Here is a 14318-nt window from a genome sequence, read left to right on the forward strand (position 1 = left end):
GCGGACCTGGCGTGCGTTCATGTTGGTCAGCCCCCAACCGTCAAGTCGTAGAGGGTTACTCCGTCCACCGTTGTGGCGGTGAAGTTTTCGGTCACCCACGTCGAGATGGCGGTAGCGGTGCCTTCGGCGTTCATACCGCCACCCATCCCACCGCCGGCGATGAAGAAGTGAATCTTGCCCTCTGACACGTACTGCTGGAACTGCGCGAGTGTCGGGGACGGATCACTCCCGTTGAACCCTCCGATAGCCATGACCGGTGACTGCGTCGCAAGCTGATAGCCCGATGCGCTGTTGGACCCGATTGCCGCGGCTACCCACGTGAACTGGTCGGAGTTCTCTTCGAGTGTGGACACGACCGCGGCTCCCGGTGTGCTGCCCTGAAGCAAACCACCGGCGGCGCCGCCGCCCATTGCGCCCCGCGTTCCGTCGGTGGCCGATGTGGTGGTACCCGGAGCTGTTGCACCACCGGGCGTCTGACCCATTCCGGCAGGGGGCGTTCCCGGCGTTCCGGTCCCTGCCCCGTCAGTCCGACGGTTACCGCCGTCAGCCATGCCGCCAAATCCTCCGAATCCTCCGCGGCCACCGCCGGGCCCGCCCATTCCACCTTCGACGCTCGGTCCGGCCGAAACTATGGAACCGGTATGCGGAGTGTTGATCGTGTCGATCGCGTACGCAGTCGGACCCGCCAGGCCGGTGAAGATCGCCGCGAGGATCACTGCCACAGCCAATCGACCTCGCGTCACTGCAGGAATCAGCACTGCCACGGCAGTGACGATGCCGACGACCAGAATCGCCCAGCGAAGCCACGGTACGAACGAAGGCGAGCGTCCGAGCAGTACCCACGCCATCGCGACGGTTGCCGCCAACGACACTGCCAGAACGAGGCGAACCCAGAGGACGTCACGATGACGCCAAGCGAATACGGATCCTGAACCGATCAGTGCGGCGATCGCCGGCGCCAGCGCAACGGTGTAGTAAGCGTGGAAGATTCCCGCCATGAAACTGAAGGTCAGTCCGGTCACCAACAGCCACAGTCCCCAGACGATGAATGACGCGCGCTGTGTGTCAGCGCGGGGAGCCCTGCCTCGCAGCACGATTCCAGCCACCAGAAGTATCAGTGCAGCAGGAATCAACCAGGCAATCTGTCCGCCCTGGGCAGATTCGAACAGTCGGGTAATGCCGGTACTCCCCCACATACCGCCACCGGCGCCACCACCTGGTGCCATGCCTCCCGCTGCCATACCGCCTGCGGCCTCGCCCATTCCGGGGAAGCCTCCCGCAGCAGCACCGGCCGCAGCATCACCAGCACCGCGCATTCCGCCGCCGCCGACGCTTCCGGTCTCGTTGCCGCTCAAGCGTCCGAGCCCGTTGTAGCCGAGTGTCAGTTCGAGAATCGAATTGTTCTGCGAACCACCGATCCACGGACGTGAGTCGGCCGGCCACAGTTCGACGATTGCCAACCACCATCCGGCGGAGACGATCAGTCCGCCCAGTGCCGCGAACAGTTGGAGTACGCGCTTACCCAGTTTCGGCGGTCCGGCGATCAGATAGGTGAGCGCCAGCGGTGGAACTACCAACATGACCTGTAATTGCTTTGTCAGGAAACCGAATCCGCAGAAGATACCGACCAACACCAGCCAGCGGGTGCGACCGTCCTGCACGGCGCGCATCATCGCCCACACTGCTGCGATCATCAGGAGCACCAGCAGGGCATCCGGGTTGTTGAACCGGAACATCAGCGCCGCTACGGGTGTGAGCGCAAGTACCAAGCCGGCGAGGAGGCCGGCGGCCGCACCGAAATACCGTCGAACCGTTCCCCACAACAGCGCAACCGATCCGACCCCGAGGAGTGCCTGCGGCACCAACATCGCCCAGGAATTGAGTCCGAAGATGCGAACCGACAGCGACATCAACCACAGGGACATCGGTGGCTTGTCGACGGTGATCGAGTTGGCAGCATCCGAGGAACCGAAGAAGAAGGCCTTCCACGACACCGAACCTGCTTGGACCGCAGCAGCATAGAAGGAGTTGGCCCATCCGGACGCGCCCAGGCCCCAGATGTAGGCCACTCCGGTGCCCACCAACAACACTCCGAGCGCCCACGGTTCCCAGCGCACCTGACGCTGCGGTTCCGGCGCAGGCAGCGGCGCGGCGAGTGTCTCTGCAGTGGCGGTCATCGATTGGCTCCTACGGATTGTGCAGTGCGAAAAACCCAGCGCAGCGCGATGAATCGGCTCACTGTGGCAACAAGATTGGCAATGACGAGTACGGCAAGCTCCACGTGCTTGGACGCGTCGGGCGCCATGACGTCGAGAACGAACAACGATCCGCTGGTGAGCAGTAGACCGAACCCGAACACGAGCAGCCCCTGCATCTGGTGACGGGCGGATCCTTCCGACCCGCGGATCCCGAAGGTGAAGGCTCGATTGGCGGCGGTGTTGAACACTGCCGTCACCAGCAATGAGACGGCATTGGCCCACTGCGCCCCCATCACCGAGTGCAGTGCGAGGTAGAGCAGCGCGTACGCGAGTGTCGAAATGACTCCCACCACGGCAAAGCGCGAGAGCTGCCCGACCATTCCTCGCGGAACTCCGGGAACCAGTGGTTCACGTCCGAAACTCGCCCTGAGCTCGGCCAAGGGAAGGGAACCGGTCGACAGTGCTCGCCCGACGCGGACCACACCTTTGAGGTCGGCAACTGCGGTGGCAATGATGTCCACCCGACTGTCCGGATCGTCCACCCAGTCGACGGGGACCTCGTGAATCCGCATGCCCGCTCGCTCGGCCAGCACAAGCAATTCGGTGTCGAAGAACCACCCGGTGTCCTCCACCAGCGGAAGTAGTTGCCGCGCAACATCGACTCGCATGGCTTTGAACCCGCACTGGGCGTCGGAGAAGCGAGCATGCAGTGCGCTTCGGAGGATGAGGTTGTAGCTACGTGAGATGAACTCACGCTTGGGGCCACGTACCACGCGCGACGAACGTGCCAACCGGGAACCGATGGCGATGTCCGAGTGGCCGGAGAGCAGCGGAGCAATCAACGGCATCAGGGCATTGAGATCGGTGGAGAGGTCGACGTCCATGTACGCGACCACGTCGGCATCGGAGTCGCTCCACACCTGCCGCAGTGCTCGACCACGGCCCTTCGCATCCAGGTGGACGACCCGGACGTCGTCGAATTCTTCGGCGAGGGAACGCGCGAGCGCCAACGTGCCGTCGACACTGGCGTTGTCCGCGATGGTAATTCGTGCAGAGAATGGCACCTGTGTGCGTAAATGCCGGCGCAGGCGCCGCACGCACGTCTCCAGGCCTGCCTCTTCGTTGTATACCGGGACGACCACGTCCAGCACTACAGTCGTCGCGGAAAGCTCCCCTGCGTCCGTGCTGCCCGCGGTCTGCATGGCTTCTGTCGTCATGCGTCCTAGATTTGTCGGGCCGGCTCCGACGAACCTGCGTCCAGCCTGGGAGTTTCCTGGCAACCGGACGCGGGCTAATCTCGGGGTATGCCTTCAGTCTTCAGCGCCATCATCAACGGAGATCTACCAGGACGTTTCGTGTGGGAGGACGACGACGTTGTCGCGTTCCTGACCATCGCGCCGGTAACGCAGGGCCACGTACTCGTGGTACCGCGAGCCGAGGTCGATCAGTGGCAGGACGTGGATCCTGAACTCTTTGCCAAAGTCACCGCGGTTGCCCGCACCCTGGGTCAGGCTGTGCGGAAGGCGTTCGACGCGCCTCGGGCGGGTCTCCTCATCGCAGGTCTGGAAGTTCCGCATCTTCACGTTCACGTCTTCCCCGCATACGACATGGGGAACTTCGACATCAGTGGCGCCGATACTTCGCCGTCACCCGAATCTCTCGACGAGGCGCAGACCAAACTCAAGTCGGCGCTACGCGACCTCGGCTTCGAGTCAACTGTCTCGACTCGTTGATCGCGTACCTTCGACCGAATTTCGCTGGCCGATAACTGGACTCCCCGCCGCAGCCTCCAACGGAGGTTGCGGCGGTCGCATTTGTCACTCCTACCGACCGTGACCTGCGATTGCACACCGAACAGTCCGTTTCGCGCTGTCGCGCGAGCACGAGATTCGCTGCTACCGTGGGGCGCTGGTCCGGGACCTAGGGCCCTAAAACTGGTTCACGTGTTAACAGTCGGAGGACAAGGGAGCAATGCAGGAACGTGCCAAGATCAGTCGCCGACAGATTCTTCAAGGCGCTGCTGATCGGTTCGAAGTCACGGGGTACGGCAGCACGAGCATGAATGACATCGTGTCCGCGGCGCAGATGACCAAGGGCGCGGTCTATTTCCACTTCTCGTCCAAAGACGAATTGGCTCAGGCGGTCATCGAAGAACAGCACCAGATGTCGATCACTGCCTTCACCGCAGTTGCAGCCACGGGCGCACCGGCACTGGAGCAGCTCGTCATGGTGTGCCACGAGATGGGCCGCCAACTCGTCGCGGACCCGATTGTTCGTGCGGGAGTCCGACTTACCCTCGAATTGGCCTCTGCCGACGGTTCGCAAGGCCCGTACGTCGTGTGGATCCGCGAGCTTCGAAAACTGGCCGAGGCCGCGAAGCTCGAAGGCGACATCCGCGACGACGTGGAGCCGGAATCGGTGGGTCGCGTGGCGATCTCGGCATTCACCGGCGTTCAACTGGTTTCGAACGTGCTCACCAGACGAAGCGATTTGAACGACCGTATCGACGAATTGTTCACCATCCTGTTGGCAGGCGTGGTCTCGGACAAGCGTCGGACCGACGTCGCCGAACTGGTCGGACGTCGCCTCGAAACTTATGCGTCCTGACCCCCGGAACACCCCTGCCCCCGGAACACCCTGACAATCGGTTGATTCGGCGTATCAGCACCGAACCGTGCGCCAACCTTCGTCGATTCGTACAAGACCCCCCGTCGTCGACTCACTATCGTCAGATCCACGAATAACCCAGATATACGGATACCGACGAAAGGGCTTCTCGAATGACCGAAACCGCCACGTACGTTGAGAGCGCACAGCAGGAGATCGCTGCTGTACTCGCCGAAGCGAAGACCGATGCGTTCGTCCACGCACGCGACATCGATTCCGGCGAAGAGTTCGGCTACGGCGCTGACGAAGGTGTCATCCTCGCCTCCGTTTTCAAGATTCCTGTTGTACTGCAGTACGCCCGTGAAGTTGCGGCCGGCACCCTTGATCCGACCGAGCACGCCACGGTGACCGCCGAGTTCCGCTCCGGCGGCATCGGTATCGGCGGCTGCGCCGATGACGTGACCGCAAGCTGGCGAGATCTCGCTCTGCTCATGATGAGCTTCAGCGACAACGCCGCCACGGACTTCTTGTACGAACGCCTCGGACTCGACAACATCGTCGCAACGCTGCGCGGGCTCGGTTTGGAGAAGACCAACTTGGTCCGTGACTGCCGTGGTCTGTTCAAATCGGTCTACGACGACCTCGGTGTCGACAAGGGCACCTTGCTGGAAATGCCGCCCATCGAAATTCTTCGGACAATTTCCGTCATGGATCCGGCCCGCTCCAACTCCAGCACTCCTCGTGAGATCACAATGTTGCTGGCTGCAATCTGGAGGGACGAAGCCGGCCCCGCATCGGCCTGTGAAGAAGTCCGAACCATCATGAGCAAGCAGGTCTGGCCGCACCGCCTTTCGTCCGGGTTCCCCGACGAGGTCACTGTCGCCGCCAAGACCGGAACGCTGGGATTGGTACGAAACGAAGCCGGCGTCGTGGCGTACCCGGACGGCAAGCGTTACGCCGTCGGTGTCTTCACCAAATCCCACGAGCTCACCCACCGCGCCCCGAAGATCGACGCCTCCATCGGAACCGTCGGCCGCATCGCTGTCGAAGCACTTCGCAACAACAGCTGATCTGAACCCACTGACAAAGAATGCGGGTCACGCTGAGAAATCAGTGCGACCCGCATTTTTCGGATTTCGAGCTAGCGTGGACCGCGCAGACGAAGATGCACCATCAACCGGAAGCGGACGTTGGGATCGTCCAGGTCCAACGCGGCCATACCCTTCAACTTGCTGAGACGATACCGAAAGGTGTTGGGGTGTACGTGCAATGACGCCGCGGCGTCACCGACGTCACCGAAGGCGTTGAGCCACGCATCGAGGGTGTCGACGAACGAGGTCGCATGAGCTGCGTCGTGGCTGGCGATCGCCTCGATGGGGCCGAGGTCCGAGAACCCTTCGGCTGCAGCTTCCGACGCGATCTCCAACAGGATGGCATCGACGTGGACGCTACTGAAGGTGGCGACGCTGCCCGACGCTCGTCCCGCCAACAACACTTCGAGGGCATGTTCGGCGTCGCGCTTCGATCGGCTCAGCTGCGCCGGTCTGGTCACGACCCGGCCGATCCCGATGATCGTGTCGCCGGACGCTCCGGTTCGGTCCAGGAAGTCCGAGGCCACACGGAACGCCTGTAGCTCGGCTTCTGCCGGGGAATGCCCTCGCACCGACAGCACCGCGTAGCCGGTTCCGTTGACCAGAGCCGCAGCCGACTGCGAATGGACCGCGCCCAGGTGCATGGCCAGAGCGTCGGTCAGCCGCACCACATGGGCTGCGTCGTCCGGCTTCGACGATCCTTCGAAAGACCTGCGGCCTAATGCCATCACGAGTGCGGGACCGGTCCCGAGGCCGAGGCGATTCATCGCGTCGACCGCACCGGATCCACCGTCGAGAAGGGTTGCGATCAGGTCTGCGCGCAGTCGACGCTCGGCGTCGGCGCCGCCGCGCAACCGCAACATCTGCAGTGCAATCAACCCGGCCGAATCGCGCAGTGCACGCATCCGGTCCTCGGACATCGGCTCACCGGTTGCCACCCACATGGAGCCGAGGAACTCGTCGCCGGCTCTGATGGACACGGCGATACGACCCATTTTTGTGCCGAGGGTCTCGGCCGAAACCCACACCGGATCATCGCTGCGATAGAGCCGGTCGAAGACTCCCGCTTCTTCGAGCACTCGAATGTACTGGTCAGGAACTTGGCGCTCCAGAACGGTCGCGATACGTGGACCGTCACCTTCTTCCTGACGTCCGGAGAAGGCGATGACCCGTGAGCTTCGGTCCTCGATCGTGATCGGCGCATCCAGAAGTGCGCTGACGGCGTTGGCGAAAGCGAACAGATCGCCGGCCGGTCCACCTCCGCGCGAGTGGATGTGCCCGACTTCGTTCCGTGCCGAGAGCACCGAATGAAGCAGGCTTGTGAGCTGAACCCACGAAACTCCACGCGCCAAGGTCAATACGACAACGCCGGAGGAGATGATGGATTCACGGTCGGCATCGCTGACCTCGGTGGTCACTCGCGCGACCACCACGCGTACTCCGCGCTCGGCCAGGCCGGCCACGGACTCCGCGATACGTTCGCCTCCGGTGATGCCGACGAGCAGCACCATGGAGTCCGGTGTCGAGGGTGAGTCGTCGTCGGGGTCGTGAATGACCACCGAGGCGATCTCCTGGACCGCCTCCGGGTCGCCGACAACCGGGTTCAGCACCGTAGTTCCCACGTCTTCGAGAAGCCGCACCAAACTGATGCGAGGTCGTACGGTGCCCACGTCTATCACTCCTTCGTCCTGTGAACGAAGTGTGTCATAGTGATTCGTCAAAGCCGATCCATGCCGATCCATTCGACCGACGTGGTGATTGCTTCGAGCAGGTCAGGGATCGGTTCGACGCCGATGCCCGGCCCTTCCGGAACCTTCACGTAACCGTTGTCGAGTACGAACGGCTCGGTGATGTCTTCGGCGAAGTACCGGTCGGAAGCCGACGTATCGCCTGGTAGGACAAATCCGGGGAGCGCGGCAAGGGCGACGTTGGCAGCCCTGCCGATTCCGGTCTCGAGCATTCCGCCGCACCACACGGCAATTCCGTTGGCCTTGCAGACGTCGTGGATACGACGCGATTCCAGATAACCGCCCACACGTCCCGGTTTGATGTTCACCACGCTGCACGCACCGATTGCCAGAGCGTCGGCGGTGACCTTCGCGGAGGTGATCGACTCGTCGAGGCAGACCGGCGTGCGCATCATCTCGGCCAGCCTGGCGTGGCCACGCAGTTCCTCTTCGGGAAGCGGCTGCTCGATCAGCAGGAGGTCGAAGTCGTCGAGCCGCTGGAGATGGCGCGCGTCAGCCAGGGTGTACGCCGTGTTCGCGTCGACCTGGAGGAGTACGTCGTCGCCGAACCTCTCGCGGACTGCGCGAACCGGCTCGATGTCCCAGCCCGGTTCGATCTTCAGTTTGATGCGCAGGTATCCGGCCTCGAGGAACCCGCCCACCTCTTCGAGCAGTTCGTCGATCGAATTCTTGATACCCACCGAAACACCCGCGGGTACACGATCGACTACTGCACCCAGGTACGAAGACATGCTCGTCCCGGCGGCCCGTAACTCGGCGTCGAGAAATGCGGTTTCCAGTGCCGCTTTGGCCATGGGGTGTCCGGCGAACTGTTCCATCGTCGCGCTCAGTGCGTGCACGTCGGGATCGGTGAGTTCGCCCAGAGACGGAATCAGGAACTTACGAAGGACTTCGGCGGCGCCGTCCGTGTATTCGGAGCAGTAGCGAGGCTCGGACATCGCAACGCACTCGCCCCAGCCCGCCGACTCCGAGGTGACGACCTTGACGAACAACACGTCCTTGGTGGTCTCCGTGCCGAACGAGGTTCGGAACGGCGCCTTCAACGGCATTGCTGCCCGGCGTAATTCAACTCCGTCGATCTTCACGATGTAACCTCCGCTGTTGTCCTGCCTGCCTGTGTACCCGGCGCACGGTCCAGTACATATTTTCCGGTCCTGGTGACTGCGAGAACCACTCCGTTCTCGGCGAGCACACCCCCGAGAGTCTCGCGGACTGCCAGGCGCCAGTCGTTCGCTGCCGCCGGGTCCGACTTACGCAGTGTGTACACGTCATTCGGTGTAGCCACCGTGACGAAACGATTCTTGGTCGACTTCAACACGGGCAGGCCGGCTTCGGAGATCGACAACAGTTCGCTCGCTCCCAACGACTCGGGAGTCGGGACCTCTCCCGAACCGGCGACGACGTCGGAAACCTTGCTGCTACCGATTTCCCAGTCGATCAGCAATCGGTCGCTGTCTGCGCCGCCGTTGAGACTGTCGTTCATCGGCGCGTAGAAACGCGGCAGATACTGGATCGGGAACGCACCGAGTTTCGAGACGTTGAAGTAGGCATTGCGAGCGACGAGCGGGTCGAAAGTCCACCGCACGTGGAGAATTCCTCGTTCCAGTGCCCACGCTCGCTGGAACAGTTTCAACGCGAGGCCGATGTGCCCGTTCTGCACGTTCGGCAGGATCCCCGTGATGTGTGAATGCAACGAACGATGTTGCGGTTCCTCGAAGAATGCAACCGAGCCGCCGATCAGATCTCCGCCACGAAAAGCGCCGGCGACGTAGTTACCGGAGTGCGCGAGCGCTTTCATCATGTCCCGATGGACGGGAGGGTTACCGCTCTCCGGCTGCCAGACCTTCTCGAACAGACCGAATACCTGTTCCAACTCGGCATGCCCGGTGACGGTTTCGATAGTCACACATGCAAGCAGGGCGGCTTGCTCGGCCTGGCTGATTGCTTGCCGCATCCGTGAAGGCGATACACCTCCGAATGGTTGAACGGTCTTGCGTTGGACATTGTTCGGCGACGTCATCGTCACAGTCCTCCCTCCAGGATTCGAGTCACCAGACCGGCCAACAAGGTGGCGCGCGGGATCATCTGATCTATCTCTACGTGTTCTGTCGCTGCGTGGGCACCACCGCCGACGGCACCGAGGCCGTCCAACGTGGGAGTTCCGACTGCGGCAGTGAAATTTCCGTCCGACGCACCGCCGACTGCGCAGTCGCGAAGCATTCCCAACCCGCTCTCACTGCTGACCTGGTGAGCGAGAAAGTACAGCTTCTCCGAAGACACTGATTCCAGTGGTCCGCGGTTGGGTCCTCCGGACACCGAGATTCGGCTTTCGGCCAGCGCCGGTGTCAGCGCACGGATCGAACGGTCGATGCGTTCCTGTTCCTTCGCGGACCACATGCGAACGTCACACCACAGTTGCGCTTGCGCTGCAACGGTATTGGTCGTGGTTCCGCCACTGATCACGGACGGCACCACCGACGTTCCCGCCGCCGGGTCCGCGAGCTCCACCACGGCCTGAATCTGATGTGCGAGCTCAACTACGGCGTTCACACCTCGCTCCGGTTCCAGTCCGGCGTGTGCAGCGCGTCCCTCGATGTCGACGCAGTACAGCGACATACCCTTGCGCGCGGTCTTCACCGCGCCGTCGGCGGCGGCCTCGAGTACCAGCACAGCGTCGACCTGACGGGCTTGCTCCTCGATCAGTGCGCGCGAGGTCGGGGAGCCGATTTCCTCGTCGGAATTGAGGAGCACGACCACCCCGTCGAGCGACGGAAGCGATGCGAGCGCATGGAAGAGCTGGACGATGCCGGCCTTCATGTCGAAGACTCCGGGTCCGGTGGCGATGTTGTCGGTGACCGACCAGGGCAACTCCGCGAGCGTTCCGAGCGGCCAGACGGTGTCGAAATGGCCCAGGAGCATCACCTTCGGCTCCGCGCCGAACGACCAACGCAAGTGCTGGCGTCCGTCGATACGGATACGTTCGGGGGCGCTTCCGAGATGGCGTTCGCCGATGTCGGCCACCACGTCCGCACATGCATCGACTGCGCTGAGGTCGGAACTGGGCGACTCGGCGGTTACCAGCGCCGCCAGGTCCGCCACCATTGATTTCTTGTCCACTCCGACGCTCTCCTGTCACCGACTTGCAACTTCGCAGTCAAGCTTGGCCGAAGCGACCCTGTCGGATCTTGTCCAAGACTCCTGTCCTTCGGGCTCGGATTCGTCGTGTGTCACGAACAGCTGGGTGTGACAAGCAACTGTGTGTCATCAAGCAGGTGTGTCAGGTACCGATCTCTGTTCGGGCGGCAAACAGCTCAGGGAAGAAGCTCAACTCCAGCGCACGTTGCAGGAACCCGGCACCACCACTCGAACCGCCTGTCCCCTTCTTCATGCCGATCACCCGCAGCACGGTCCGAAGATGCCGGAACCGCCACAGCTGAAAGCTCTCCTCGAGGTCGACCAACTCCTCGAATGCCTCGTACGCCGTCCAGTGCTGTTCGACGTTCTCGTAGATTGCCTTGACCAGCGGAATCAGCTCGTCGTTTCGCACGTAGGGCGCGCTGACGTCTCGTTCGAGAGCCGACGCCGGAACGTCGTAACCCTGCCTGGACAGGTACCGCCAGAACTCGTCGTACAGCGTCGGCTCTCCGAGCAGGGTCTCCAACAATCGATGGGCGGACGGATCCGATTCGAACACCTTCAGCATGCCGGCGTTCTTGTTCCCGAGCACGAATTCCACGGCGCGGTACTGGTACGACTGGAACCCCGACGAGTTGCCGAGAACGCCCCTGAACTCCGCATACTCCGCCGGCGTCAGTGTCGCCAACACGGACCACTGTTCGGTCAGAGTGGCCTGGATGTGTTTGACGCGTGCGATCCGCTTGAATGCGACCCGAATGTCGTCGGCAGCGATCGCTGCTCTGGCCGCCCGTATCTCGTGGAGAAACAGCTTGAGCCACAACTCGCTGGTCTGGTGCTGAATGATGAACAAGAGTTCGTCGTGGTGTTCCGGCTCACTCACCGGATGCTGCGAATCCAGGAGGGTATCGAGTCCGAGGTAGGCCCCGTAACTCATCTTCTCGGAAAAATCGGTGACGACGTCGTCTTCGATCTTTCGTGTGCCGTCCGTTGCCGACATCTTCAGTCTCCTTCTCAGAATTTCGCCGGGGTCTGCGGAACGATCATGGCCACCAATGCGGCAGCGCTCGTCGCTCCGACCAGGACTCCGAATGCAGCCATGTACGAGAACTGGTCCACCATCCATCCCATCACGAGCGGGGTGATGAAACCGGCGAACTGACCACAACCGTTGATCAAACCCATTCCGGAACCGAGGAATTCGGAAGGAAGTGCCCGCAACGGCATCGCGAAGATCGACATCGAACACAGACCGCTGATGCCTAGAGCCAACGTCTCGTAGAACGTGAACATCGCGACGGTGTCAGCGGTGGTCATCAGGAACAACAGGACTGCCGACGTGGCCATACACGGAACCAGAAGAATCCGAGCCCGGTCGTGGAAGTACTTGTCCACCAACCGCCCGCCCACGATCGTGGCCAGCGCCGTGACGATGAAGGGGATCGCGGCAAAGATTCCCGTGTCGATCAGCGAGAGTCCCTTGTCGTTGAGCAGATAACTCGGCACCCAGGTCATCAGACCGTACGCGGACATGTTGGCCAGGCAGAACAGAATTGCGAACTTCCACACCGACGCGGACTTGAACACCGCGGCGCGAGAGTGCTCGCTCGCCAGAGGTTGCAGCGCAGCCTCCGGATCTTCCGAGATTTCCGTGTCCAACGGTGCCGGCAGCACCAACCACACCACCGTGCCGATCACAGCGCCGACGATGGCCACCAGCCAGAACGCGTCCCGCCACCCCACGGCCATGAGGACCGGCGCGATGATCAGCGGTGCGACGCCGGGGCCGAGGTTGTTGGCGCCGAGCATGAAACCCATCGCGGTCGCTCTGGTTTTCGGACGCGTCCGCTCAGCCAAAGCCTTGAACGACGCCGCCGGAAAGAGCCCCTGGCTGATACCGAACATCGCACGCATGACCATCAGCGAGATGAGACCCCACGCGAACCCGGTCAACGCGGTGAACACCGACCACAGGATCAACGCCACGATCAACAGTGGCCTGGGTCCGAAGCGGTCGGCCAACATTCCGCCGGGGACCTGCCCGAGCATGTAGAAGATCGCGAAGACCGAAATCACACCACCCAACTGCGTACTGCTGAGCGAGAATTCGTCGCCGATCATCGGAAGCGCAAGCCCGATCATGACGCGATCCACCATGTCGATCAACCAGATAGTACTGAGCAGCCCCACCGTAACGGTGGTTGTGCGACGAATCGACCTGTTGTCCAACATGTTTCGAACCGAACCGCCGGTCCCCCGCGATGATTCTTCCACTGTGACGCGTTCCGCCTTCATCAAGCCTCCCGAATTGTCTTGTGCCGCATGGACTAGAACATTGAAAAGACTGATGAAGTGTGACAGCGAACACGTCTACCGCATTGGTCCGTTTCACCAATACCTGAAGCAACGTTTGGTCGGTCGGAACATGTTCTGCCCCAGTAGATGACAAATGCCGCCGACGCACACGGCGTCGGCGGCATTTCGCGATAGAGTCGCTACTTCATCACGTGCGATTGGCGACTGCCACGATCGTCGAGACGCCTGCGGCTGCAAGCCGAGCATTGACAGTGATCAGGCCGAGAATGTCGTCGACGCTGCCGAGTGTGTGCGAAATCGTACGATCCGAAATCCGTCGTGAGCCGGGAACAGCCTCGGCGAGTTCAGCTCCCGTAGTGGTGGGGTGAACGATCTCGAGGGTCCATTCGTCACGCAGCTCGACCGGCTTCAGTGTGTCGGCCTTGCGCACTGCGCGCTCGGCGCCTGCTCGGATCTGCTCGCACGCCAGCGACGGCGGCAGCGAATTGGTTGCCGACCATCCGTGTGCCTTCTTGACCTCGACGGTCTCGGTTGTCGGCGAGGCCGCGTCCACCAAGCCACAGATGATGTCGTCACCCGTCACGAGACCGACGGGAACGCCCTGGGTGGCAGCGTAGAGGGTGTTGACGTCGGTCTCGGAGACGGACTTGCCGTCGAGGCGGACGTCGGCGAACAAACTCGAGAACGTGTGCGCCAAGACGCCGGGTCCACCAGCTGGTGCGTGATAGCCGACAAACAGGGCGACGTCGTGATCCGACGTCATTCCTTCGGCCATGCACTGCATCTTGGGTGATCCGAAGATCAGGCGCGCCCGTGGATCCAGATCGGCGTGAAGCAGGTTGTCCATCGTTCCGTGGCTGTCGTTGACCAGGACGCTCGTCGCACCGGCGTCGAACGCACCGGCGATCGCAGCATTGGTCTCGGCGGTCATGAGCATCTGCGCACGGTGGTAGCCGCCACCGCCACGGATCGTCTGATCGAGCGTCGCGATACCCGCGATACCCTCCATGTCCACCGAAATATAGACGTGCATTCCTGTCCTCCATCGATCTCAATCGGCTGAATTGATAACTTCGCTTTCACCTTCACACTCGACTGCATTCGTTTCTTGTCCGGTCGAACGGTGAGTCGGCCTCCATTTGGGACGTTCACACCAGAATCCGATACCCGAGCCGTGAAACCATCGGGACATTCGCCGGGCCAGGCGGTTCGACCAACGACAG

At 62.1% G+C, this 14318-nt stretch carries 12 protein-coding genes; 3 read left to right on the plus strand and 9 right to left on the minus strand.

Annotated features, from left to right (window positions below; all coding sequences use genetic code 11):
- Window positions 1–26: 26 nt before the first annotated feature.
- Both QM596_RS16710 and QM596_RS16715 read right to left on the minus strand, forming a co-directional pair.
- A complete protein-coding gene (locus QM596_RS16710; RefSeq protein WP_133727658.1) occupies window positions 27–2177 on the minus strand; it encodes an ArnT family glycosyltransferase in 2151 nt (716 codons plus the stop codon).
- Window positions 2174–3415, minus strand: coding sequence for a bifunctional glycosyltransferase family 2/GtrA family protein (locus QM596_RS16715; protein ID WP_070386296.1), 1242 nt, complete (start codon window positions 3413–3415; stop codon window positions 2174–2176). The genes QM596_RS16710 and QM596_RS16715 overlap by 4 nt, the downstream gene beginning before the upstream one ends.
- An 87-nt stretch (window positions 3416–3502) precedes the next feature.
- Here QM596_RS16715 and QM596_RS16720 point away from each other — a divergent pair, with 87 nt between their 5' ends.
- From QM596_RS16720 to QM596_RS16730, 3 genes are all read left to right on the plus strand, one after another.
- Complete coding sequence (locus QM596_RS16720; RefSeq protein ID WP_021342963.1) at window positions 3503–3931, plus strand: HIT family protein; 429 nt, start codon at window positions 3503–3505, stop codon at window positions 3929–3931.
- A 238-nt stretch (window positions 3932–4169) separates the two neighbouring features.
- The gene (locus QM596_RS16725) at window positions 4170–4805 is read left to right on the plus strand and encodes a ScbR family autoregulator-binding transcription factor (protein WP_019747034.1); all 636 of its coding nucleotides are present in this window, start codon (window positions 4170–4172) and stop codon (window positions 4803–4805) included.
- A gap of 173 nt (window positions 4806–4978) precedes the next feature.
- Entirely contained in the window at window positions 4979–5875 is an 897-nt protein-coding gene (locus tag QM596_RS16730) for a serine hydrolase (RefSeq protein WP_020906342.1), read from the plus strand.
- Window positions 5876–5946: 71 nt separating this feature from the next.
- On the opposite strand, the gene QM596_RS16735 is transcribed toward QM596_RS16730, so the two are convergent.
- The 7 genes from QM596_RS16735 to QM596_RS16765 all read right to left on the minus strand — a co-directional run bounded on the left by QM596_RS16735 (window position 5947) and on the right by QM596_RS16765 (window position 14128).
- Entirely contained in the window at window positions 5947–7566 is a 1620-nt protein-coding gene (locus QM596_RS16735) for a PucR family transcriptional regulator (RefSeq protein ID WP_020968527.1), read from the minus strand.
- Between the two features lie 47 nt (window positions 7567–7613).
- A complete protein-coding gene (gene menC, locus QM596_RS16740) occupies window positions 7614–8729 on the minus strand; it encodes an o-succinylbenzoate synthase (RefSeq protein WP_020968526.1) in 1116 nt (371 codons plus the stop codon).
- Complete coding sequence (locus QM596_RS16745) at window positions 8726–9664, minus strand: GNAT family N-acetyltransferase (protein WP_003945514.1); 939 nt, start codon at window positions 9662–9664, stop codon at window positions 8726–8728. The genes menC and QM596_RS16745 overlap by 4 nt, the downstream gene beginning before the upstream one ends.
- 2 nt (window positions 9665–9666) lie before the next feature.
- Window positions 9667–10761: a M20 family metallopeptidase gene (locus tag QM596_RS16750; protein ID WP_097387834.1), complete on the minus strand. Its 1095-nt coding sequence runs from the start codon at window positions 10759–10761 to the stop codon at window positions 9667–9669.
- A 160-nt stretch (window positions 10762–10921) separates the two neighbouring features.
- Window positions 10922–11779, minus strand: a complete 858-nt coding sequence (locus QM596_RS16755; protein WP_019747028.1) for a tryptophan 2,3-dioxygenase — start codon at window positions 11777–11779, stop codon at window positions 10922–10924.
- A 14-nt stretch (window positions 11780–11793) separates the two neighbouring features.
- Complete coding sequence (locus QM596_RS16760) at window positions 11794–13074, minus strand: MFS transporter (RefSeq protein ID WP_019747027.1); 1281 nt, start codon at window positions 13072–13074, stop codon at window positions 11794–11796.
- 208 nt (window positions 13075–13282) lie between these two features.
- Window positions 13283–14128, minus strand: a complete 846-nt coding sequence (locus QM596_RS16765) for a M55 family metallopeptidase (protein ID WP_019747026.1) — start codon at window positions 14126–14128, stop codon at window positions 13283–13285.
- Between the last annotated feature and the right edge of the window lie 190 nt (window positions 14129–14318).

The organism is Rhodococcus sp. IEGM 1406 (assembly GCF_030056745.1).
In the GTDB taxonomy this organism is placed as follows: Bacteria; Actinomycetota; Actinomycetes; order Mycobacteriales; family Mycobacteriaceae; genus Rhodococcus_F; species Rhodococcus_F erythropolis.